Here is a 21235-nt window from a genome sequence, read left to right as displayed (position 1 = left end):
GAAAGGAAAGCATGATCCGTTCCCAGGTGACGCGGCCGGCGGCAATCGGCAGGCGCGCATTGCCGTTGGCGCCGGTATCGAATGTCAACGACATGAGCCTGCCCTCACGCCAGCCGCATGCCTCCAGCGATTGTTCGGCGGCGGCGATCTCGGCGGAAGCGTAGGGGAAAAGAGAGCGGCCGAGAAAAGCGCCGATCGGTGCACGCCATTCCGCCTGCCGCGGACGGGAGGCTGATAGCAGCCGGTGGGTGCTGTCGCAGATCAGATGCACAGGCCGGAGGCAGTCCTCGACCAGCCGTTTCAAAGCCGCATCGGCCGCGGCATAGTGCGGCGAGGCGAAAATCCGCTCCAGCTTGACGGTCTGCTCCGATGAGAGGGCAAGTTGATCTCGCTCCCAGCGCGAGACGGTCGCCTGGTTGACGCCGAGGAGTTCGGCGAGGTGTTGCTGCTTCATGCTGCGCAGCAGCCGCATGCGGCGTATGCCGGCCCCCGATATCGTCATCTGTCCCGTCTCTTGTCTTTTGGTCAGCATAGGATTGCGGCCGGCCGGGAGGCAAGGTGGGGTGCCCCGGTCATTGTTCCGGCTGGCCTTCGAGATCGCTTCTCAGCCGATCGAGGATCGACAGGGCATGACCGGCATAGGCGCTGATCCAGCGATCGTAAATCTGCTTGATCGGCAGACTGTTCAGGTGGTTCCAGCGTTCGCGCCCCTCCTTCCTGGCGATGACCAGATCGGCTTCCTCCAGCACTTTCAGATGCTGCATCACCGTGCAGCGGTCCATGTCAGGAAACATCTCGCAAAGCGTCCCTGTGGTGCGGGCGCCATCCTTGAGTCGATCGAGAATCTCGCGGCGGCGGTGATGCGCCAGCGCCTTGAAAACAGGATCGTCGGTTGATTCGCTTGACATGTTATGTTTTTATAACATAATGAGCTCAGGCACAATGGAGAAGAGGAGCAATGCCATGTCTCTCGGAATCCGCATTTCCGGCCGCATCGGCCGTCCCGTCGCAGAGGTGTTCGACGCCGTCGTCAATCCGAAGAAGCTCAGCAGCTATTTCACGACGATCGGCGGGGCGAGCGCTCCGCTCGTTCAAGGCACGACCGTGACCTGGTGGAAGGATGCGCCGGTCGAGGTCGTCGAACTCGTGCCGGAAAGCCGCATCGTGCTTCGCTGGGACGGTGGTACCGGCGAGGACAAGGCGACGTACAAGACGCTGGTGGAGATGAATTTCAAACCGCTGGAGGATGGCGGCACGCTGGTGACGATTGCCGAGAACGGCTGGCGCGAGGACGAAGCCGGCCGGCGCGGCACCTATCTCAATTGTGAAGGCTGGACGCAGATGCTTTGCTGCATGAAGGCCTTCGTCGAGTACGGCATCAACCTGCGCGAGGGCATGTTCCTCAGTGAGATGAAGGGTGAACCGGCCAGCGCGCCCGATGAGTGAGGAATGAGCCGGCGTCGGGCTCTTCGGTCCGACGCCATCTCGCCGCGGCGCGATCGTCGCAGGCGCGGATACGGCCGAGACTTCGCTTGCCTGTCACACTGCGGGTGCTAGTTTCCGGAGTCGATACTTCATTTCGGTTTCCAGGAGATTCATATGCAGCTTGGCATGATTGGTTTGGGCCGCATGGGCAACTACATGGTCCAGCGCCTGATGCGGGGCGGTCACGAATGCGTCGTCTATGACGCGAGGCCCGAAAGCGTTGCCGAGCTCGCAGGCCTCGGCGCGATCGGAAGCGCGTCGCTCGAAGAATTCGTCTCGAAGCTGCAGCATCCCAGGGCGATCTGGCTAATGCTGCCGGCGGCGATCGTCGACAAGGTGCTTTCGAGCCTGGTGCCGCTGCTTCAGAACGGCGATATCGTCATCGACGGCGGCAATTCCTATTACCACGACGACATCCGCCGCGGCGCCGAACTGATCACCAAGGGCATCCATTATGTCGATGTCGGCACCAGCGGCGGCGTCTTCGGCCTGGAGCGCGGCTATTGCCTGATGATCGGCGGCGAAAAAGGCACCGTCGCCCATCTTTCGCCGATCTTTGCAACACTCGCCCCCGGCGTCGGCACGACGGAAGCATCGCCGAACCGCACCGCCGAAGCGGCTGCGGTGAGCACCGCGGAGCAGGGTTATCTGCATTGCGGCCCGCATGGCGCCGGCCATTTCGTCAAGATGGTCCATAACGGCATCGAATACGGCCTGATGGCCGCCTATGCCGAGGGCATCAACATCCTGAAACACGCCAATATCGGCGCTGCCTCGCATGACGCCGATGCGGAAACCGCGCCGCTCGCCCATCCCGAACATTTCCAATACGATTTCAATCTGCAGGATGTCGCCGAAGTCTGGCGCCGCGGCAGCGTCATCACCTCGTGGCTGCTCGATCTCACCGCCGATGCGCTGCATGCCGATCCGGCACTTTCGAAGTTTGCCGGCCGTGTCTCGGATAGCGGCGAGGGCCGCTGGACAATCATGGCGGCAATCGACGAAAGCGTGCCGACGCCGGTGCTGAGTGCGGCTCTCTACGGCCGCTTCTCCTCACGCGACAATGACGAATTCGCCAACAAGGTTCTGTCGGCGATGCGCGCCGGCTTCGGCGGCCACGTCGAAAAGCCGGCGCCGAAATCTTGAAGGGGCCGAGGCTGAATCCTGTTCTAAATTAACTGTTAGAGCATGACGTCGTTCGAAAACCGCTCACATTTTTCGGCGTCATGCCTAGCCATTGGTATGGTTTTCCTGCCGCTTGCTGGCGGCTACGGTCACGAGTATCCATTGCGGAAAGGGAAATGTCGGGGCTGCTTCCATCCAAGCGGCCGACACTCCATTGGAGGGCGGTCATGGGACGTGTCACGGCGGCGGGCTTGAAAGCCGCCATATTCGGCATCTTGGCATGCGTTGCGCTTTTCTCTGCGTCGCCCGGCTTTTCCCAAACGCCTGCGCAAGCGCCGGCTGCAAATACCCCGCCGGCGCAGGTGCGTGAGATGATGCAGCTCATGCAGGCGCCGGAGGTCAAGCAGTGGATGGCGACGCAGATGGCGGCACCCTCTGCGGCCGATTCGGCGACCCAGAACCAGATGTCGGTCCTCTCAGGCCTGCTGCAGCATGCCCGCCGGCATGTCTCGATGGTGTCCGACGCGGCGATGATCTTGCCCTCGCAGATCGGCAATGCGTCCTCGCTGTTTTTCGGCGAACTCGCCGCCACCGGCTGGAGTCGAATGATCGCGCAATTCCTGGCGATCTTCCTGCTCGGGGCCATCGTCGAAAGCGTGGCCCGCTATGCCTTTCGCCGTCGCCGCCGGCGTCTGGCTCAGATGGCGGGCATGCATCTGACGCCGCGCGTCGTGCCGGCTCTCATTTTCGCCGCGGCAACCATGCTCGCGCTTTTCAGTCTCAGTTGGCCGCCGCTCAGCCAGAGCGTGGCGATCCTCTGCGCCGTCGCGCTCATCGTCCAGCGTTTCACGATTTGCCTGGGCGGCGTCTTGGTCGATCTCATCGGGCTGGCGCGGGCCGAGGAAGAGCGGCAAGGCGTGACCGTGCCGACCATGCCGTCGCGCGCCGTCGCGCTCTTCTGGTATCGCCGCTCTGCGATCTTCGTCATCTATTTCATGCTTGGCTGGGCGGCCATCCAGTCGATGGAGCCGCTCGGCTTTTCCCCGAGCGCCCGGCTCTTCGTCGGCTATATCCTCGGCATCGGGCTGCTGCTGATCGCGATCGAAGCTGTCTGGTCGCGGCCGCAGAAGGACGAGAAGCGCGGTCATGGGATGTCCTGGGCGCTCACCGTTTATTTCCTGTTGCTCTGGGGGCTGTGGGTCACCGGGTTCAACTGGCTGCTCTGGCTCGGCATCTATGTGCTGATGCTGCCGCGGGTGCTCGCCGTCTCGACGATTGCGGTGAAATCGTTGCAGCAGACCGAGGCAAGCTTCCTTGCCACGCGCCGCATTGCCGCGGTCTTGCTCGATCGCGGCGTCAGGGCGCTGATTATCGGATTCGCGGCCATCTGGCTCGGCCAACTGCTCGGCGTCGGCGCCGACACGATGGCGGCCGGCGACAAAATTGTCGATAAGATCGCCCGCGGCGTCATCGGGGGAATCGTTATCCTGCTTGCTGCCGATCTGCTCTGGCACGTCGTCAAAGCCTATATCGACGGCAAGCTGCTCGGCTCGCCCTTGGACGGCGGCGCGACGGACGAGGAGAAGGCCAAACATGCACGGTTTCAGACGCTGCTGCCGATTTTCCGCAATATCCTTGCCGTGGTCATCGCCGTCATTGCGGTTCTCATGGTGCTCTCGGGCCTCGGCATCGAGATCGGGCCATTGATTGCCGGCGCCGGCGTCGTCGGCGTTGCTGTCGGTTTCGGCGCCCAGACGATCGTCAAGGACGTCATCAGCGGCATGTTCTATCTCTGGGACGATGCCTTCCGCGTCGGCGAATATATCGAAAGCGGCAGTCACAAGGGCGTCGTCGAGGCCTTCAGCCTGCGCTCGGTGAAACTCCGGCATCATCGCGGTCCGCTGACGACCGTGCCGTTCGGCGAACTTGGCGCGGTGAAGAACCTCAATCGCGATTGGACGATCGACAAGATCAGCCTCAACGTCACATACGACACCGATCTCGTCAAAGCGAAGAAGGTGATCAAGCAGATCGGTCAGACGTTGCTCGAAAACCCCGAATTCGGCCCGCATATCATCGAGACGCTGAAGATGAAGGGTGTCGAGCAGTTCGGCGAATTCGCGATCGAGATCCGCCTGTCGATGATGACGAAGCCTGGCGAACAGTTCGTTATCCGCCGCAATGCACTGGCGATGATCCGCAATGCCTTCAAGGAAAACGGCATCGAATTCGCCGTGCCGACGGTGCAGGTGGCCAGCGATCGTGCAGTGGACGTGGATGCCGCCGCGGCGCGCTATGCTGCGCATGCGCGGGCCGGCGGTGAGCCGGCCACCTGACGTCTCACATCGCCGCAGCGGCTGCGGTGAGCAGACCGCCGATAATGGCCATGTTGCTTTTCCAGCTGCTGACGGCGCTGTCGCGGGCTGTCCCTTCCATGTCCCAGAAATTCAGCAGCATCACCGAGGCGGCAAGCGTGAAGATGATGAGGCCGAACGCTGCCGCGGCGACGAAGAGACCCAGCATCAGCAGGAGGCCGGCAGCAATTTGAAAGGCGCTGCCGGACAGCAGCACCCATTTCGCAAAAGGTATGCCGCGGGCTTCGATGGCGTCGGTTATCGGCACGATGACAAAAAAATGATGGATGCCACCGGCCACGAAAAGGCCGCCGAGCAGCAACCTGCCGAGGATAAGGATCATGAAGGCCAGGTCATCCTGCATGTCTAATCCTTCTCTCGCGTCTCAAATCGTCGTCATGACCGCAAACTCTTCGCAAGCTTACGAAAAAGCAATGTAGCAATACAGTTTGCCTGCCCACTTTCGCCCCATTTGAGGATGATTGAGGCGCAGGCGGCGGGGCTGGGGCAGCGGCGGCATGGCTTCATAGAGCTTCCATGCCTGCCATGTTACGTCTTCGAAAAATGATTCCCGCCGAATTTGAAAATTGCGCAGGTACGAGATGTCGGGTCACGGCAATTTGGAAGAGATGGAAGCGACGGACGGGTTTTCTTTTCGCGCGCTTTTCAGACGGTACAGGACGCCACTGACGGCAGCCGCGACACTCGTTGTCTTCTGCCTCGTCGGTTATGCGATCATGCAGCTGACCAACGAGGTTCGCTATGATGATGTCGTCGGTGCGCTGGCGGCGACCAGGCCGAGCGCGATCCTGCTCGCGCTGCTCTTCACGGCCCTCAGTTTCCTCTCGCTGGTCTTCTATGACCTCAATGCCATCGAATATATCGGCAAGAGGCTGCCCTTTCCGCATGTGGCGCTGACGGCTTTCAGCGCCTATGCAGTCGGTAATACAGCCGGTTTCGGGGCGCTTTCGGGCGGTGCGATCCGCTATCGCGCCTATACGCGCCTCGGCCTCTCGCCGGAAGATATCGGCCGCATCATCGCCTTCGTCACGCTTTCCTTCGGTCTCGGGCTCGCGGCTGTCGCGTCGATCGCCCTCATTATCATCGCCAGCGAGATCGGGCCGCTGATCGGTGTCAGCGCGTTCCTTCTCCGGCTGATTGCCGGCTCGATCATCGCCATTCTCGGGGCTGTCATGATCATCGGCCGCGAAGGCCGCGTGCTCGACCTCGGTGCGGTGGCGATCCGCTTGCCGGATTCACGCACCTGGTCGCGCCAATTCCTGGTGACGGCCTTCGATATCGCCGCCTCGGCGTCGGTGCTCTATGTGCTCTTGCCGCAGACGGCGATCGGCTGGCCGGCCTTCCTGGCCGTCTATGCGATCGCCGTCGGTCTCGGCGTGCTCAGCCACGTTCCGGCCGGGCTCGGCGTGTTCGAGACCGTGATCATCGCCTCGCTCGGCAGCGCGGTGAATATCGACGCGGTGCTGGGATCGCTGGTGCTCTACCGGCTGATCTATCATGTATTGCCGCTGTTGATTGCCGTGCTCGCGGTCTCCGCGACGGAGCTGCGCCGTTTTGTCGATCACCCGGCCGCCTCCAGCGTCCGGCGCATCGGCGGACGGCTGATGCCGCAGCTGCTGTCGACCTTGGCTCTGCTGCTCGGTGTCATGCTGGTGTTTTCGAGCGTCACACCGACGCCGGATCAGAATCTGGAATTTCTGTCCAACTATCTGCCGCTGCCGATGGTCGAAGGCGCGCACTTCCTCTCCAGCCTTCTCGGGCTGGCGCTGGTGGTCGCCGCGCGCGGCCTTGGTCAGAGGCTCGACGGCGCCTGGTGGGTGGCGGTGTTCTCGGCCGTTGCGGCATTGACCTTGTCGCTCTTGAAGGCGATTGCGCTGGTCGAAGCCGCTTTTCTCGCCTTCCTCATCTTCGGGCTCTTCGTCAGCCGCCGGCTCTTTACCCGCCATGCGTCGCTGCTCAACCAGGCAATGACGGCATCCTGGCTGATGGCGATCGCCGTCATCGTCGTCGGCGCCGTGGTCATCCTGCTCTTCGTCTATCGCGATGTCGAATACAGCAACCAGCTCTGGTGGCAGTTCGAATTCACCGCCGAGGCGCCGCGGGGACTGCGCGCCCTGCTTGGCATCACCATCATCTCGTCGGCCATTGCCATTTTCAGCCTGCTCCGGCCGGCGGCCTTCCGGCCGGAGCCGGCGACGGAGGAGGCGCTGGCGCGTGCCGTCGACATCGTCAGGAAGCAGGGCAATGCCGACGCCAATCTGGTGCGGATGGGCGACAAGAGCATCATGTTTTCGGAGAAAAGCGACGCCTTCATCATGTACGGCCGGCAGGGCCGCTCATGGATCGCGCTCTTCGATCCGGTTGGCGATCATCGTGCCGTGCAGGAACTCGTCTGGCGCTTCGTCGAGGCGGCGCGGGCGGCGGGCTGCCGCGCCGTTTTTTACCAGATCTCGCCGGCCTTGCTTTCCCATTGCGCCGATGCCGGCCTGCGTGCCTTCAAGCTCGGCGAACTGGCGGTGGCCGATCTCAGGACCTTCGAGATGAAGGGCGGTAAATGGGCAAATCTCCGGCAGACTGCGAGCCGGGCGCAGCGCGACGGGCTGGAGTTTGCCGTTATCGAACCGCAGGATGTGCCCGTGGTCATCGATGATCTCGCCGCGGTTTCCTCGGCCTGGCTCGAGCACCACAACGCCAAGGAAAAGGGCTTCTCGCTCGGCGCCTTCGATCCCGATTATGTCTCCTCTCAACCGGTCGGCATTCTGAAGAAGGACGGCAAGATCGTTGCCTTTGCCAATATCCTCGTCACCGAATCCCGGGAGGAGGGCACGATCGATCTCATGCGTTTCTCGCCGGATGCGCCGAAGGGCTCGATGGACTTTCTCTTCGTGCAGATCATGGAATATCTGCGCGGTCAGGGTTTCACCCACTTCAATCTCGGCATGGCGCCTCTCTCCGGCATGTCGAAACGCGAGGCGGCACCCGTCTGGGACCGCATCGGCAGCACCGTCTTCGAGCACGGTGAGCGCTTCTATAACTTCAAAGGCCTTCGGGCATTCAAATCCAAGTTTCATCCGCACTGGCAACCGCGCTATCTTGCGGTCTCCGGAGGGGGCAATCCGATGATCGCGTTGATGGACGCGACGTTTCTGATCGGGGGCGGGTTGAAAGGGGTAGTGAGAAAATGATCAGGACAATCCTTCTTGCCACGGCATGCGCCTGCATGCTCGCGGCCGCACCGGCTAATGCCGCCGAGGAAACCACGCAGAGCTTCGAAAGCGGGCTGATCCCCTCGCCACACATCTTCCTGCCGGAAGGGGAGGTGAAGGGCACGGTGATGCTGATCTCGGATGCTGCCGGCTGGGGCGATTACGAGAAGGGCGAGGCCGACAGGCTGGTCGCCGAAGGCGCCGTCGTCATCGGCGTCGACTTTCCTTCCTATGTCCAGGCGCTCAGCCGCTACGATGTCAGCCTCAATGACGGCTGCCTCTACATGGTCTCGGATATCGAATCGCTGAGCCAGCAGGTGCAGCGCGCGACCGGCAACAACGCCTATCATCTGCCGATCGTCGCCGGCATCGGCGAGGGCGGGGCCCTGGCGCTGGCGATCGCGGCGCAGACGCCGGACGCGACGATCGGTCAGACGCTCGCCGTCGACCCGAAAGCCGGCATTCCGCTGACCAAGGAGCTTTGCACGCCGGCGTCCAAGCAGGCCGTCGGCGAACGCATGGTCTACGGGCTGAGTGACGGCGCTCTGCCGGATCCCGTTATAACAGTGTTTACGCCCGACGCCGACAAGGACGGCCGGGCGCATGCCGAAGCGCTGAAGAAAGTCCATTCCGCGATCGAGATCCGCGATTCCACCGACGACGCGCAGACGGTCTTTGCCGATACGCTCGATGATCTCGTCACCGCCTCCGGCGCCTTCGGCAATCCGCTCGGCCTGCCGCTGGCGATCCTCGAGGCCACCCCCACCCTCGATACGATGGCGGTGATCTATTCCGGCGACGGCGGCTGGCGAGACATCGACAAGGAGGTGGGCGGCACCCTGCAGAAGGAAGGCATTCCCGTTGTCGGCGTCGATTCGCTTCATTATTTCTGGTCGGAGCGCAAGCCGGAGGAGACCGCCAGCGACCTTTCGAAGATTATCGATTTCTACCGCAAACAGTGGAAGGTGAAGCATGTGCTGCTCGTCGGTTATTCCTTCGGCGCCGACGTCGTGCCTGCGACCTACCAGTTGTTGAAGCCGGCCGAGAAGTCTGCGGTGGCGCAATTGTCGCTGCTGTCGCTCTCGCACGAAGTCGACTACGTCATCTCCGTTCTCGGCTGGCTCGGCCAGAAGACGGAAGGGGCGGGAGGCGATCCGGTCGCCGATTTGAAGAACGTCGATCCCAAACTCGTGCAATGCGTCTACGGCAAGGACGATGACGACGACGTCGCCTGTCCGGCGCTAAAGGACAGCGGCGCCGAGGTCATCGAGTTGCCCGGCGATCATCACTTCGATGAGAATTACGACCTTCTCACCAAGACGATCATCGACGGGCTGAAGAGGCGGCTGCGGAACTAACGTATCAGTTTTTCCTCGCTCCAGCCGAGTTCGCCGAGTTCCTTGCCGCGAAACCGTGCATCATCGGCGACGATGAATTCGTCGAGCTGCGGCGGGGCGACGCTGGTGCCGGCAAGCATGGCATGCACCTGGCCGCGATGGTGGGTCTGGTGCTGGAAGAGGTGAGCCAGCACGTCCTCCATGCGCTCCTCCTGGATGCGGTCGCCGCGATGGAGTTTGACGATGGAGACGAGTTTCTCCGGGGTCAGAGCCTCGCAGAGCGCCGTCAGGCGCTGATCGACCGCCGCTTGCGCAGCGCCGAGCGATGCTATGTCATCGAAGGGCTCTTCGACCTCGAAGGCTTGGTAGCCAAGCGTGCCACCTTCCAAGCCATCGACATAGAACCAGTCGACGGTGATGATGTGGTTCAAGGTTTCCTTGATCGACGGGAAGAAGCTCGTGCGCGGCGCTTCGAATTCGCCGGGCTTCAAGGCCGCGCAGGCGTGAAGCAGGCGGCGGTTGGCAAGGGCGTTGTTATAGGCAAGTTTGCGAAACGCCCGAACGGGATCGAAGGTCGGCATCGAGACATCTCCTCTTCTGCGTTGCAGCCATACGCATGACGTTACGACGTCAGTTCTTTTCGTCGAGATTGCCGTCGCGCGAGACGAGATGACGGGGTGCTGCCGGCAGGTTCTCGATGTCATCAGCGATGAAATAGGGCGGGATGTCGAGCGCGGTCAGGGCCTCGCGCGTCGCCCGCACCCATTTGAACTCGAGATGGTTGTCGCCGTCCTCGACCCGATGGATGATTTCGTGCGGCTGAAAGGGAAATTCGGGCGGGATCTCCATCAGATAATAGAGGCCGAGTTCATGCCAGTCGCGCTGCTCATAGTGGAAAAAATTCTCGACGACCCAGAGCAGGCGGTCGACGGTGACCTCGACGCCGAGTTCCTCCACCATCTCCCGTTTCAGCGTCTCCTCCGACGTCTCGCCGATTTCCGCCCTGCCGCCGGGAAAAGTCCAGAAGGGCTCGTGCACGGCGCGATGGACGAGCACATGGCCATCGCGAAAACCAAGGCCGGCGATGCGATAGTTGAAACGCTCGGCCCCCGCGGTCAGGCGGATGAGGGTACGCTTGCTCATGACATTCTTATCCGAGATCGATGACGACGATTTCCGGCGGTACGCCGAAGCGGACCGGCGCGATGGAGCAGCCGAGGCCGCCGGACACGATGATATTACGCCCGTCCTCGACGATGTGGCCATAGGCGTAGCGATTGCCGTAACGCGAGGGGACGATCGGCGAACGGCCGAGGAAACGGATTTGCCCGCCATGGGTGTGACCGGACAGCGTCAGCGAGACGCGCTCGGGCACCCGCGGAAAGATATCGGGCTCATGGGCGAGCAGGATGACGGGCGCATCGTCGGCCACCTGCGCCATCGTTCCATCGAGGTCGTCGAGGCCGAGCATGCGCGTGCGGCCCCATTTCCTGCCGGGCAGCAGTGCCAGCTGGTCTTCGAGGCCCGCGAGCCAGAAGCCGCGGCCATCCTTTTCGAGCCGAACGGCGCGGTTGCCGTAGACCGGGATGCCGACGTCGGCAAACGCTCGGTGCCCGAATGTTTCCATCCCGCCGTTCTTCTGGGCGGTTCTGTCCTCCCACCAGTCATGATTTCCCATGATCGCATGGACGCCGAGAGGGGCCCGCAGGGTGGCCAGCGCCTTCGACCATCGGCTCGAATGCACGTACTGCGTCACCATGTTCATGCCCGAGGCATAATCGCCGAGCAGCACGGTCACATCGCCTTCGAGCTCGTTGGCCCTGTGGCAGATCGCGGTAATGCGGCTTTCCGACATCCAGGGCTCGCAGGCGTGGATATCGGCGAGCGCGACGACGCGGAGCTTCAGCCCCGGTGTCCATCCCGGTGGCGTCAGCCGGTAACGGGCGATGCCGAGCCGCACCAGCGGTTCATAGGCGAAGGCGTAACCACCAAGCGACATGACGCCTGCGATACCACCGCCGAGAACCTTGAAAAATCCGCGGCGGGTGATCACTCAGTTATCCTCCTGGAACAGCCGGAACTGCGCAGCCTCCATGTCCTTGGGCGGTTGCATTCCGAGATGTTTCCACGCGATTGCGGTCAGAACACGACCGCGCGGCGTGCGCTGAATGAAACCTTGCTGGATCATGTAAGGCTCGATGATATCCTCGATTGCATCGCGCGGCTCGGAAAGGCCGGCGGCAATGGTTTCGATGCCGACCGGGCCGCCGCCAAAATTGACGGCGATCATGTTGAGGTAACGTTTGTCGAGCTGATCGAAGCCGACATTGTCGACGAGCAGGCGGGTCAGCGCCTCGTCGGCAATCTCGCGGGTGACGGCTTCCGCCCTTGCCACCTCGGCGAAGTCGCGCACGCGCCGCAGCAGCCGGCCGGCGATGCGTGGCGTGCCGCGGGCGCGTCTGGCGATCTCGCGGGCGCCTTCTTCGGTGATCGGCAGGTTCATCAGCCGCGCGCCGCGGCGCACGATCAGTTCCAGCTCCTCGACGGTATAGAAGCTCAGGCGCACCGGGATGCCGAAGCGATCGCGCAGCGGCGTCGTCAACAGGCCGAGGCGGGTGGTCGCCGCCACCAGCGTGAATTTCGACAAGTCGATCTTCACCGAGCGGGCGGCAGGGCCTTCGCCGATGATCAGGTCGAGCTGGAAATCCTCCATGGCCGGATAAAGGATTTCTTCGACGGCCGGATTGAGACGATGGATTTCGTCGATAAAGAGCACGTCGCGTTCTTCGAGGTTGGTGAGGAGGGCGGCGAGGTCGCCGGCCTTGGCAATGACAGGCCCCGACGTCGAGCGGAAATTGACGCCGAGCTCCTTCGCCATGATCTGCGCCAGCGTCGTCTTGCCGAGGCCGGGCGGGCCGACGAAGAGCACGTGGTCCAGCGCCTCGCCGCGGTTCTTCGCCGCTTCGATGAAGATCTTGAGATTAGCGCGCGCCTCCGCCTGGCCGGTGAACTCGTCCAGCGATTGCGGGCGCAGCGTGACGTCAAGGTCTTCGCCCCGCTTTTCCGGCGATATCAGGCGGGCGGGTTCGCTCATGAAAGAAGTTCCGTTCCAGGTATGGTTTTTGCAGCTTGGGCGTCAAATGTCTTGGTTGTCACGCAACCGGCGTCACGGTTGCGAAGAGCGATGAAGACATCGGCAAATTCGGCATTCGTCCGCACCATGATTCCGAGCGCCTCCTCGACCACTCTTTCATCTTCAAGGATCAGATCCGCTGAGTCCAACAAATCCGAAATCGCCTCCACGATCTGTTCTCTCTTCAGCTTGATCCGTTGCCGCAGGAACCACGTGCATTCCATCAGCGTGATGCAGCTAATATAGCCAGGTGCCGTATCGGAGAGGTTCTCGAACAGCGCTATGACTTTCTCTGTCTGGGCGGCATCATCCTTCAGGAGGAAGCGCAGCAGGATATTGGTGTCGAGGCCGATCATCCTGCTATATTCACATGAGCGGCGATGGCTTCTCCGATAGCCTCGTCCATTTCCTTTAAAGTGATCGTCCGCCGATTTGGATCGTGAAACTTGCCTGCAAGGTCAATGGCGCGCTTGTTCTTGGCCTTCATGATGATTTCGCCATCGCGATTGATGTAGCGGATCCTGTCACCGGACTTCAGATTCAGCAATTCACGAACTTCCGCCGGAATTGTTGTCTGGCCCTTCGATGTCATTGTACCGTAGTAGATATTCATCCGGATCTCCTTACCATTCAAGCTTAGTAAGGAGTTGCGATATATTCAAGGAGGTCACCGCGTCCCCAGTTCCTTCAATCCCAACCTGATCAGCTTAGCGCTGTCTGCGCCTTCGCCGGCCGTCTTCATCGCCGCAGCAACGGCATTTGCCGCCTGGTCTCTGCTGTAGCCGAGGTTGGTCAGCGCGGAAACCGCGTCGGCCACGGGTGCGGCGGCGACGCCTTCGCCGAGTTCCTGCTTGAGGGCGATATTGATCGCTTCCCCGGCAAAGGCGGGAGCTCGGTTCTTGAGCTCGGTGACGAGGCGCATCGCCACTTTCGGGCCGACGCCCGGTGCGCGGGAAACGGCGGCGCGGTCCTGCAGGGCAATCGCATTGGCGAGTTCGCCCGGCGTCAAGGTCGAGAGCACGGCAAGCGCCACCTTGGCGCCGACCCCCTGGACGCTTTGGAGCAGGTTGAACCATTCCCGCTCCAATGCGGTCATGAAGCCGAAGAGCTTCAACTGGTCCTCGCGCACATAGGTCTCGATGAACAGCACGCAGGCCTCGCCGGCCGAGCCGAGCTTGGACAGGGTGCGGGCGGAGCAGTAAGCGACGTAGCAGACGCCGTGCACATCGACGAGCACATAATCTTCGCCGATCTCGTCTATGGTGCCTTTCAGCTTGCCGATCATTGGTCGTGGTCTCTCAAGGATGCGTTTCGGGCGTGATAAGTTCCACGGAGGGGAAATAAGACCTGTATCCGCTGGGATCCCGGGTCAAAATTCTATAGCCCCGGATCGCCGCATGGGCGCCGATGAGGAAATCGGGCGGTAGCCGTTCGCGTCCCCCACCGTCGCGACGGTAAAGCCGAAAGGCTTGAGCCGCGGCAAAAGCCGCCGGCCAAGGCAGATTCTCGCGGCGGAATTCATCCTGGGGAAGCAGGTGCTCGACTTCATCCACATCGCCGTAGCGGACGGAAAATTCGGAATAGATGATCGGGTTTATGAGCACTGGCCCCGCTTTGAAGACATCGAGCATCTTCTGACGCGACCAGCCATGCCAGTCCGAGCTGACCACGGCCAGGTCGACAAGGATGTTTGTATCGACAAGCGTCGCCATCAGCGATCACGGGTCAGCGACATGAGGTCTTCGGCATCGATGTCCTGATCACCGGTTCCTTCGAGACGACGGATCGCCTGCAGGAAACGGTCGAGCCGACCTCGATCCTCGATCTCCTGCTTGCCATTCTTCGGCGAGAGAACGAGCTTGCCGCCCTCGATCGAGAAGATGACCTCGCTGTTGGTCTCGATGCCGGCAAGCTCCCGGAGGTCGCGAGGGATGGTGACCTGGCCTTTGGACGTGACGCGCATCTTATTGCTCCTTCAAAGTAAGAATTATCCTTACCATCGGAACAAGTCAAGAACAAATCAGCCAACTAATGCTTGCCGCATCCGGTTGCTGCCGCGATTGTGCGCATGGCAGATGGCGATCGCCAGGGCGTCGGCGGCATCGTCGCCTTTGAATTCGACTTTCGGCATCAGGATCTTCAACATCATGTGAATCTGATGTTTTTCGCCGTGGCCGACGCCGATGACGGCCTTCTTTACCGCGTTCGGGGCATATTCGGAGACTTGCAGCCCGGCGCGCGCCGGCACCAGCATGGCGATGCCGCGGGCCTGGCCGAGCTTCAGGGTTGCAACCGCATCCTTGTTGACGAAGGTCTGTTCGACGGCCGCCTCATCCGGCTTGTAAGCGTGCACAACCTCCGCCAGGCCGTCATGCAGCTGGCAGAGGCGGGAGGCGAGGTCCATGTCTCCATCGGAGGTCACGGTTCCCGAGGCCACAAACCGCAGGGAATTGCCCAATGTGTCGATGATTCCCCAGCCGGTGCGGCGAAGTCCGGGATCGATGCCGACGATGCGAATCGTATTTTGCATGGTTCAACCTATAGCGACTGCGAAATAAGTGCCATCGATATGTGAACAAAACAAAAACCTTCCCGGATTTAAGCCGCTCCATTTACCGCGAATTAAAACAGATGCTTGAATTCTAGTGTCGAATACGAAGGGGGTCTCGTGTCGCAAAGAGATAAGCCCCCGATGTTCTGTTTGAAGACCGGTCGATCAGGCATGCGTTGCCTGCCCGCGCCGGCGGGCGCGTTCAGAAGGGGTTCGTCGTACATGGCTCGGAGATTTCAATCCCTGTCCTTCAAGGTCATTGCCACATTCATTCTGATGACCGTGCTGTCGATCGCGGTGATCGACGTGCTCGCCTATTTCGCCAGCAGCCGCATCTCCGACGAGCAGGCGCTGAAGGCCAAGGAGAGCGTGCTGATCTTCCGCGGCGACATGCTGCAGGACCAACTGGCGCAGCTCGAGAACCAGGCCAATTCCATCGCCCGCATCGAGGCGCTGCAGATGTCGATCACCAGTCTGAAGAGCGGCTGGAAGACAATCGAGAAAACCTCCGGCGATGCCCGCGCCGAGCTGAAAAAGGTTTTTATCACGGCCAATCCCAACCCGGCCGATCAGCGCGAGAAGCTGATGAAGCCGGAAGGGCCGAGCGGTTTTTATTATTCGAATCATGAGAAGACGCAGAGCGAGGTCGCCCGCGACCTCGCGGATACCGCTTTCAGCGATCTGCTGATCGCCGATCTCGACGGTTCCGTCCTCTATTCCTACAAGAAGCTGGACGACTTCGCCGAGAATCTGAAGACGGACGCCTGGAAGACGACCGGCGCCGGCATCGCTTTCGCCAAGGCGCTCGAGAATACCGCCAAGGCGACCGAAGATGCCGCGCCGACAGGCTTTTCCGGGCTCCGCGTCGATGCCGCCAGCGGCAGGTCGGCGATCTTCTATGCCGTGCCGATCGTCAAGCTCGGCGCCGCCAAGGGCATCATCCTGTTCAAGGTGCGTGACGACATCGTCACCAGCATCCTTGCAAAGGGCATTGTTCAGGGCAGCACCGCGCGGGCGGCGATCGTCTCCGCCGATGGTTCCGCGATCGGTCTCGATGCCGGCGGCAAGCTTGCGACGCTCGATGCCACCCCCTTCACCTTCATCAAGGACGCGCTTGCCAGTTCGGCGATGACGGTGGCCGATTTCGACCGGACGGACGGCTCCGCGCGCGCCTATGTCCGCGGCATCGACTATCGCGGCGACCGCTTCCTCGTGGTCGAAAGCGTGCTGCTCAGCGAGCTCAATGCCGGCTCGATCGAGATCGCCACTTTGCTGACGATGATCGGCATCGGCGTGCTCGTCGTCATGGCGATCGCCACCGGGCTCGTCACCAATCTTCTGTTCTCGCCGCTTGCGCGGCTTGCCGGCGTCACCCGCGATGTCGCCGATGGCAAGCTCGACAGCGAGATCGGCAGCCTGAACCGCAAGGATGAGATCGGTACGATGGCGAATGCGCTCGCCCGCTTCCGGCAGTCGCTGATCGAAAGCCGCGAACTGGAAGCCGCCAGCGAAGAGACGCGCCTTCAGGCCGAGCAAGACCGCCAGCAGAACCTTGCCGAGCGCGAGGCCGAGGCGAAGTCGCTGCAGCAGGTGGTCGAGGCGATCGATGAGGGCCTGCATCATCTGGCGAGCGGGGATCTCGCCTATCAGATCGACACACGCTTCCCGAACGAGCTCGAAAGCCTGCGCATCAATTTCAACGAGGCGCTCGCGACGCTGAGCGAGACCATGACGGCCATCGGCGGAAACTCGATGGCGGTGCGCGCCGGCTCCGAGGAGATGCGCGCCGGCGCCGACGAGCTTGCCGGGCGCACCGAGCGCCAGGCCGGCTCGATCACCGAGACGGCGAATGCGATCAGCGCCATCACCCAGTCCGTCCGCCGGCAGATCGAGCGGGCCGAACAGGCCGAGCGCATCGCCCGCGACGCCAAGAAGGAGACGACCGGCTCCGGCCAGATCATGCGCGAGACGATCGCAGCGATGGAGGCGATCCAGACCTCCTCACGTCAGATCAACACGATCATCTCCGTCATCGATGACATCGCCTTCCAGACCAATCTTCTGGCGCTCAATGCCGGTGTCGAGGCGGCGCGCGCCGGCGAATCCGGCAAGGGTTTTGCGGTCGTCGCCATGGAAGTGCGCGAGCTCGCCCAGCGTTCGTCGAGCGCGGCCAAGGAGATCTCCAGCCTGCTGCAGAAATCGACGCATGAGGTCGAAAGCGGCGTGTCGCTTGTGGAAAGGGCAGGGGTCGCGCTGACCGGCATCGGCGCGCATGTCGAGGCGATCAACGGGCAGATCAACGAGATCATGGGTGCGACCCGCGAGGAGGCCAATACGCTACGGGAGATCAACAGCGCCGTCGCCGAGCTCGACGCAATGACGCAGCAGAATGCCTCGATGGTCGAGGAGACGACGGAAGCGATCCACCGGCTGGCGACGGAAGCCCTGGAAATGGATCGCCAGCTCGGCAATTTCACGCTGCCGCACGGCGATCACAGGCCGAGCGCCGAGGTGCATGTGCTGCGCCGTCACCGCTAAGCCGTCGCTTTCAACCCGAATAAGGGGTCGCGTCCGCGCGGCCCTTTTGTTTGCCTGCATGGTTTGGAATGGTGCGGGGGCGAACCTACATAGGTTGCATCCTTCAACTGGCCGGCAGGTTTTTCATGGTTCCCTTCTCCATACTCGACCTTTCTCCCGTTGCCGAAGGCAGCACCGTCAGCCAGTCGCTCGAGAGTTCGGCGCGGATGGCCCGCAAGGCCGAGGAATTCGGTTACAAGCGCTTCTGGCTCGCCGAACATCACGGCATGCCGGGGATCGCCAGCGCGGCCACCGCCGTCGTCATCGGCCATGTCGGGGCGGCGACCAAGCGCATCCGGATCGGCTCCGGCGGCATCATGCTGCCCAATCATTCGCCGCTCGTCATCGCCGAGCAGTTCGGCACGCTGGAAGCGCTCTTTCCCGGCCGCGTCGATCTCGGTCTCGGGCGCGCGCCGGGGACGGACATGCGCACGGCCCAGGCGCTGCGGCGCAATCTCGAGGCCGGCGCCAACAGCTTCCCGAACGACGTGGTGGAACTGCAGCAGCTGCTCGGCACGCCGGTTGAGAACCAGGCGATCCTTGCCGTCCCCGGCAACGGCTCGCATATTCCGATCTGGCTGCTCGGCTCCAGCCTCTACAGCGCCCAACTCGCCGCCATGCTCGGGCTTCCCTATGCCTTCGCCTCGCATTTTGCGCCCGACATGCTGCTCGATGCGATCGCGATCTACCGCGACCGCTTCCAGCCCTCGGCAACGCTCGACAAGCCCTATGTGATGGTCGGCGTCATGGGCGCGGTGGCGGCGACGGACGAGGAGGCGCGCTATCATTTCACCTCCGCCGAGCAGCAGTTCGTCAACCTGCGCCGCAATGTCCGCGGTCCGTTCCCGCGTCCGGTGGCCGATATGGAGGCGTTCTGGTCGCCGATGGAGAAGATGAACGTCGAACACACGCTGCGTTATGCGGTGGTCGGCTCGCCGGAGACGGCAGAGGCAAAACTGACGGCGTTCCTCAAGGAAACGCAGGCCGACGAGGTGATCATCTCCATGCCGATCCATAATATCGAGGCGCGGCTGAGATCGGTGGAACTATTCGCGGGCCTGGGAAACTTCATGCGGGTGGCCGCGTAGGGGTTCGCAATGCGCGGCTCGGCACAAAAAACCCGGCGTCGCGGCCGGGTTTTTCATGGAAGATCATTTTGAAAACTCAGGCCGAGAGCTTGGCCAGCACTTCTTCCGAGACCTCGAAGTTGGAATAGACGTTCTGCACGTCGTCATCGTCTTCCAGGCTGTCGATGAGCTTCATCAGCGACTGGGCTTTTTCTTCGTCCACCGGCACGTTGTTCTGGGCGCGCCAGACGGCCTTGACGGTTTCGGCTTCGCCGAGGCCGGATTCCAGCGCTTTCGATACTTCGCCGAGGGCTTCGAAGGCGCAGGTGATGTAGTGGCCCTCTTCATCGGTCTCGACGTCGTCGGCGCCGGCTTCGATCGCGGCTTCCATCACCTTGTCGGCGTCGCCGACGGAAAGCTTGTAGGTGATTTCGCCGACATGGTCGAAGGAGAAGGACACGGAGCCGGTTTCGCCGAGGGCGCCGCCGGCCTTGGTGAAGATCGAGCGGACGTTGGAGGCGGTGCGGTTGCGATTGTCGGTCAGGGCCTCGACGATGATCGCCGTGCCGCCCGGGCCGTAGCCCTCGTAGCGGACTTCGTCGTAGTTTTCGCCGTCGGCGCCGGCTGCCTTCTTGATGGCGCGGTCGATGTTGTCCTTCGGCATGGACTGGGCCTTGGCGTTCTGGATCGCCAGGCGAAGACGGGCATTCATCGTCGGGTCGGGCAGGCCGGCCTTGGCGGCAACGGTGATTTCGCGCGCAAGCTTGGAGAACATTTTCGACCGCACGGCATCCTGACGGCCTTTGCGGTGCATGATGTTTTTAAACTGTGAATGGCCAGCCATGGCACTCCTGTTCACGTCTCATTGTTCGGAATGGGGCGCCTTATAAGAGCGAAACCGCACCTGTTCAAGGGAAAAGCAGTTCGGAACAAAGGCGAAAGGATGACGTTTCAATCGAACTCCATCCAACGGAAAGGAACGGTCATGGCAAGTCTCAGCGAGGCGCGGGAGCAACCGGCACGTCAGCTTTGGGATCAGGTCAACGGCGTTCATGCCGGCATGCTTGGAATTTCCGGGCTTGATATGCACATGCAGCCGATGGCGCCGCATGCCGATCCCACCACCAACACCATCTGGTTCTTCACCAAGACCGACGCCGATATCGTCCGCGCCATCAAGCCCGGCAGCCGCGCGCATTTTTGCGTCATCGGCAAGGATCACGATTATCACGCCTGCCTTTCCGGCGTGATCGAGGTACACCCCGACCCTTCCAAGATCGAGGAATATTGGAGTTCGATGGTGGCGGCCTGGTATGACGGCGGCAAGAAAGACCCGAAACTCACCATGCTTTCCCTGCATGTCGATGATGCCGAGATCTGGGTTTCCACCGGCAACACCCTGAAATTCGGGTGGGAGATCGCCAAGGCCAATCTCGACGACGACAAGATGCCCGACGTCGGCGTGAAACGCCACCTGCAGTTTGCCTGATAAGCAAGGCTTGAAGGAACCCGCCGGACCTTCTTACTGCACGCCTTTCATGACGTAGATCAGCGGCTTCTTCGGCAGCGTGCGCATGGAGACGGTGATGCTGTCATCGGGCGCATAAGCGACATCGAAGTCCTTGCCGAACATGGCGACGAAGGCACTGACCGGCGGGCCGCGGCGGTGCATCGGCAGGATCAGCGACGAGCGCAGCCGCTTGATGACACGGCTCATGCTGTCGGCGCCCATGGTCAGGCCGCCGTCGACCGGCACCATGACGACGTCGAGGCGGCCGATCTCGGTATAATGGGTATCCGTCAGCTCGTAATGCAGATGGCCGAGATGGCCGATGCAAAGGCCGGCAATTTCGAAGACGAAAATCGAGTTTCCATTCTGCTGCGAGCCGCCGAGGCCATAGCTGAAGCGGATATCCGTGGCGATGTTGCGGATATGGGCGTCGCCGACCACAAGATCGATCTTCGCTGCCTCGCCGGGAACATCGCTCCAGCCATGCAGCACATGCTTGATCCCCGGCTCAGGCGTCAAGGTGAAGTGGGTCGTATGAGCCTTGTTCATCGTTACGACGTCTGGCAGCGCCGCCGGCCGGTACCAGCCGTTATAGTCGGTCGCGATGATGATGCCGGCGGGCGTATCGATCTCGAAAGTGGAGTGGCCGAGGAAGGTGAATTTGACGTCCTCGCCCTCGGAGACGGCAGGTGTGACCGGCTGGGCGCCGGAAAAGCTGGCGAAGGTCGCCTTGGGGATGGTCTGCGCGATCGCCTGGCACTGGCTGACGGGCGCGCGCTGTTCCTGCGCCGTTGCTGCGCGACCCGACACGATGAAGGCGGTAAGGCATGCGATCGCGAGGACAAGATGTTGCGGCCTCATGCCACCCC

Annotated in this window: 23 protein-coding genes; 8 read left to right on the top strand and 15 right to left on the bottom strand. The window is 61.9% G+C overall.

Annotated features, from left to right (window positions below; all coding sequences use genetic code 11):
• Both CO655_RS06150 and CO655_RS06145 read right to left on the bottom strand, forming a co-directional pair.
• The coding region (locus CO655_RS06150; protein ID WP_097664124.1) for a helix-turn-helix transcriptional regulator at positions 1-502 on the bottom strand (502 nt) is incomplete at its 3' end.
• 70 nt (positions 503-572) lie between these two features.
• Positions 573-908: a metalloregulator ArsR/SmtB family transcription factor gene (locus CO655_RS06145; RefSeq protein WP_097604003.1), complete on the bottom strand. Its 336-nt coding sequence runs from the start codon at positions 906-908 to the stop codon at positions 573-575.
• A gap of 55 nt (positions 909-963) precedes the next feature.
• Here CO655_RS06145 and CO655_RS06140 point away from each other — a divergent pair, with 55 nt between their 5' ends.
• The 3 genes from CO655_RS06140 to CO655_RS06130 all read left to right on the top strand — a co-directional run bounded on the left by CO655_RS06140 (position 964) and on the right by CO655_RS06130 (position 4946).
• Positions 964-1446, top strand: a complete 483-nt coding sequence (locus CO655_RS06140; protein WP_097664121.1) for an SRPBCC domain-containing protein — start codon at positions 964-966, stop codon at positions 1444-1446.
• Between the two features lie 153 nt (positions 1447-1599).
• Positions 1600-2631 (top strand): phosphogluconate dehydrogenase (NAD(+)-dependent, decarboxylating), encoded by a 1032-nt coding sequence (gnd, locus tag CO655_RS06135; protein WP_097664120.1) that lies wholly within the window; start codon positions 1600-1602, stop codon positions 2629-2631.
• A 206-nt stretch (positions 2632-2837) separates the two neighbouring features.
• Positions 2838-4946 (top strand): mechanosensitive ion channel family protein, encoded by a 2109-nt coding sequence (locus CO655_RS06130; RefSeq protein WP_097664119.1) that lies wholly within the window; start codon positions 2838-2840, stop codon positions 4944-4946.
• A gap of 4 nt (positions 4947-4950) precedes the next feature.
• Here the strand turns inward: CO655_RS06130 and CO655_RS06125 are convergent, their stop codons facing one another.
• A complete protein-coding gene (locus CO655_RS06125; protein WP_097664118.1) occupies positions 4951-5328 on the bottom strand; it encodes a DoxX family membrane protein in 378 nt (125 codons plus the stop codon).
• Between the two features lie 238 nt (positions 5329-5566).
• Here CO655_RS06125 and mprF point away from each other — a divergent pair, with 238 nt between their 5' ends.
• Positions 5567-8170 carry a bifunctional lysylphosphatidylglycerol flippase/synthetase MprF gene (gene mprF, locus CO655_RS06120; protein ID WP_097604008.1) on the top strand — a complete coding sequence of 868 codons (2604 nt, stop codon included), beginning with the start codon at positions 5567-5569 and terminating at the stop codon, positions 8168-8170.
• Positions 8167-9549, top strand: coding sequence for an AcvB/VirJ family lysyl-phosphatidylglycerol hydrolase (locus tag CO655_RS06115; RefSeq protein WP_097604009.1), 1383 nt, complete (start codon positions 8167-8169; stop codon positions 9547-9549). The genes mprF and CO655_RS06115 overlap by 4 nt, the downstream gene beginning before the upstream one ends.
• On the opposite strand, the gene CO655_RS06110 is transcribed toward CO655_RS06115, so the two are convergent.
• Genes CO655_RS06110 through ruvC form a run of 10 tightly spaced genes read right to left on the bottom strand, consistent with a single transcriptional unit; the run spans position 9546 to position 15191 of the window.
• Positions 9546-10109 carry a DinB family protein gene (locus CO655_RS06110; protein ID WP_097583753.1) on the bottom strand — a complete coding sequence of 188 codons (564 nt, stop codon included), beginning with the start codon at positions 10107-10109 and terminating at the stop codon, positions 9546-9548. The two genes, CO655_RS06115 and CO655_RS06110, sit on opposite strands and share 4 nt — an antisense overlap.
• Positions 10110-10158: 49 nt before the next feature.
• Positions 10159-10671, bottom strand: a complete 513-nt coding sequence (locus tag CO655_RS06105) for an NUDIX hydrolase (RefSeq protein ID WP_097664117.1) — start codon at positions 10669-10671, stop codon at positions 10159-10161.
• A gap of 7 nt (positions 10672-10678) precedes the next feature.
• On the bottom strand, positions 10679-11581 hold the full coding sequence (locus CO655_RS06100; protein ID WP_097664116.1) for a metallophosphoesterase: 903 nt from the start codon (positions 11579-11581) through the stop codon (positions 10679-10681).
• Positions 11582-12622: a Holliday junction branch migration DNA helicase RuvB gene (gene ruvB / locus CO655_RS06095; protein ID WP_064683337.1), complete on the bottom strand. Its 1041-nt coding sequence runs from the start codon at positions 12620-12622 to the stop codon at positions 11582-11584. It abuts the gene before it with no gap.
• A complete protein-coding gene (locus CO655_RS06090) occupies positions 12619-13017 on the bottom strand; it encodes a type II toxin-antitoxin system VapC family toxin (RefSeq protein WP_097604012.1) in 399 nt (132 codons plus the stop codon). Before CO655_RS06090 ends, ruvB begins: the two co-directional genes overlap by 4 nt.
• The gene (locus CO655_RS06085; protein ID WP_097604013.1) at positions 13014-13274 is read right to left on the bottom strand and encodes a type II toxin-antitoxin system PrlF family antitoxin; all 261 of its coding nucleotides are present in this window, start codon (positions 13272-13274) and stop codon (positions 13014-13016) included. Before CO655_RS06085 ends, CO655_RS06090 begins: the two co-directional genes overlap by 4 nt.
• A gap of 54 nt (positions 13275-13328) precedes the next feature.
• A complete protein-coding gene (gene ruvA / locus CO655_RS06080; RefSeq protein WP_097604014.1) occupies positions 13329-13946 on the bottom strand; it encodes a Holliday junction branch migration protein RuvA in 618 nt (205 codons plus the stop codon).
• 13 nt (positions 13947-13959) lie between these two features.
• A complete protein-coding gene (locus CO655_RS06075; protein ID WP_097604015.1) occupies positions 13960-14373 on the bottom strand; it encodes a type II toxin-antitoxin system VapC family toxin in 414 nt (137 codons plus the stop codon).
• A complete protein-coding gene (locus tag CO655_RS06070) occupies positions 14373-14624 on the bottom strand; it encodes an AbrB/MazE/SpoVT family DNA-binding domain-containing protein (RefSeq protein ID WP_097604016.1) in 252 nt (83 codons plus the stop codon). The genes CO655_RS06075 and CO655_RS06070 overlap by 1 nt, the downstream gene beginning before the upstream one ends.
• Before the next feature lie 57 nt (positions 14625-14681).
• Entirely contained in the window at positions 14682-15191 is a 510-nt protein-coding gene (ruvC, locus tag CO655_RS06065) for a crossover junction endodeoxyribonuclease RuvC (RefSeq protein ID WP_097604017.1), read from the bottom strand.
• 243 nt (positions 15192-15434) lie between these two features.
• On the opposite strand from ruvC, the gene CO655_RS06060 reads away from it, so the two are divergent.
• Positions 15435-17750 (top strand): methyl-accepting chemotaxis protein, encoded by a 2316-nt coding sequence (locus CO655_RS06060; RefSeq protein ID WP_097604018.1) that lies wholly within the window; start codon positions 15435-15437, stop codon positions 17748-17750.
• 125 nt (positions 17751-17875) lie between these two features.
• Positions 17876-18877: an LLM class flavin-dependent oxidoreductase gene (locus CO655_RS06055; RefSeq protein ID WP_097664115.1), complete on the top strand. Its 1002-nt coding sequence runs from the start codon at positions 17876-17878 to the stop codon at positions 18875-18877.
• A 76-nt stretch (positions 18878-18953) separates the two neighbouring features.
• On the opposite strand, the gene CO655_RS06050 is transcribed toward CO655_RS06055, so the two are convergent.
• Positions 18954-19700 (bottom strand): YebC/PmpR family DNA-binding transcriptional regulator, encoded by a 747-nt coding sequence (locus tag CO655_RS06050; RefSeq protein WP_097664114.1) that lies wholly within the window; start codon positions 19698-19700, stop codon positions 18954-18956.
• Between the two features lie 141 nt (positions 19701-19841).
• On the opposite strand from CO655_RS06050, the gene CO655_RS06045 reads away from it, so the two are divergent.
• Positions 19842-20345, top strand: a complete 504-nt coding sequence (locus CO655_RS06045) for a pyridoxamine 5'-phosphate oxidase family protein (protein ID WP_097664113.1) — start codon at positions 19842-19844, stop codon at positions 20343-20345.
• A gap of 33 nt (positions 20346-20378) precedes the next feature.
• On the opposite strand, the gene CO655_RS06040 is transcribed toward CO655_RS06045, so the two are convergent.
• Positions 20379-21227: an MBL fold metallo-hydrolase gene (locus CO655_RS06040; RefSeq protein ID WP_097664112.1), complete on the bottom strand. Its 849-nt coding sequence runs from the start codon at positions 21225-21227 to the stop codon at positions 20379-20381.
• Positions 21228-21235: the final 8 nt, after the last annotated feature.

This window comes from Rhizobium sp. M1, from assembly GCF_002531805.1.
GTDB lineage: Bacteria > Pseudomonadota > Alphaproteobacteria > Rhizobiales > Rhizobiaceae > Rhizobium > Rhizobium etli_C.
This window is presented reverse-complemented; position numbering and strand designations above follow the sequence as displayed.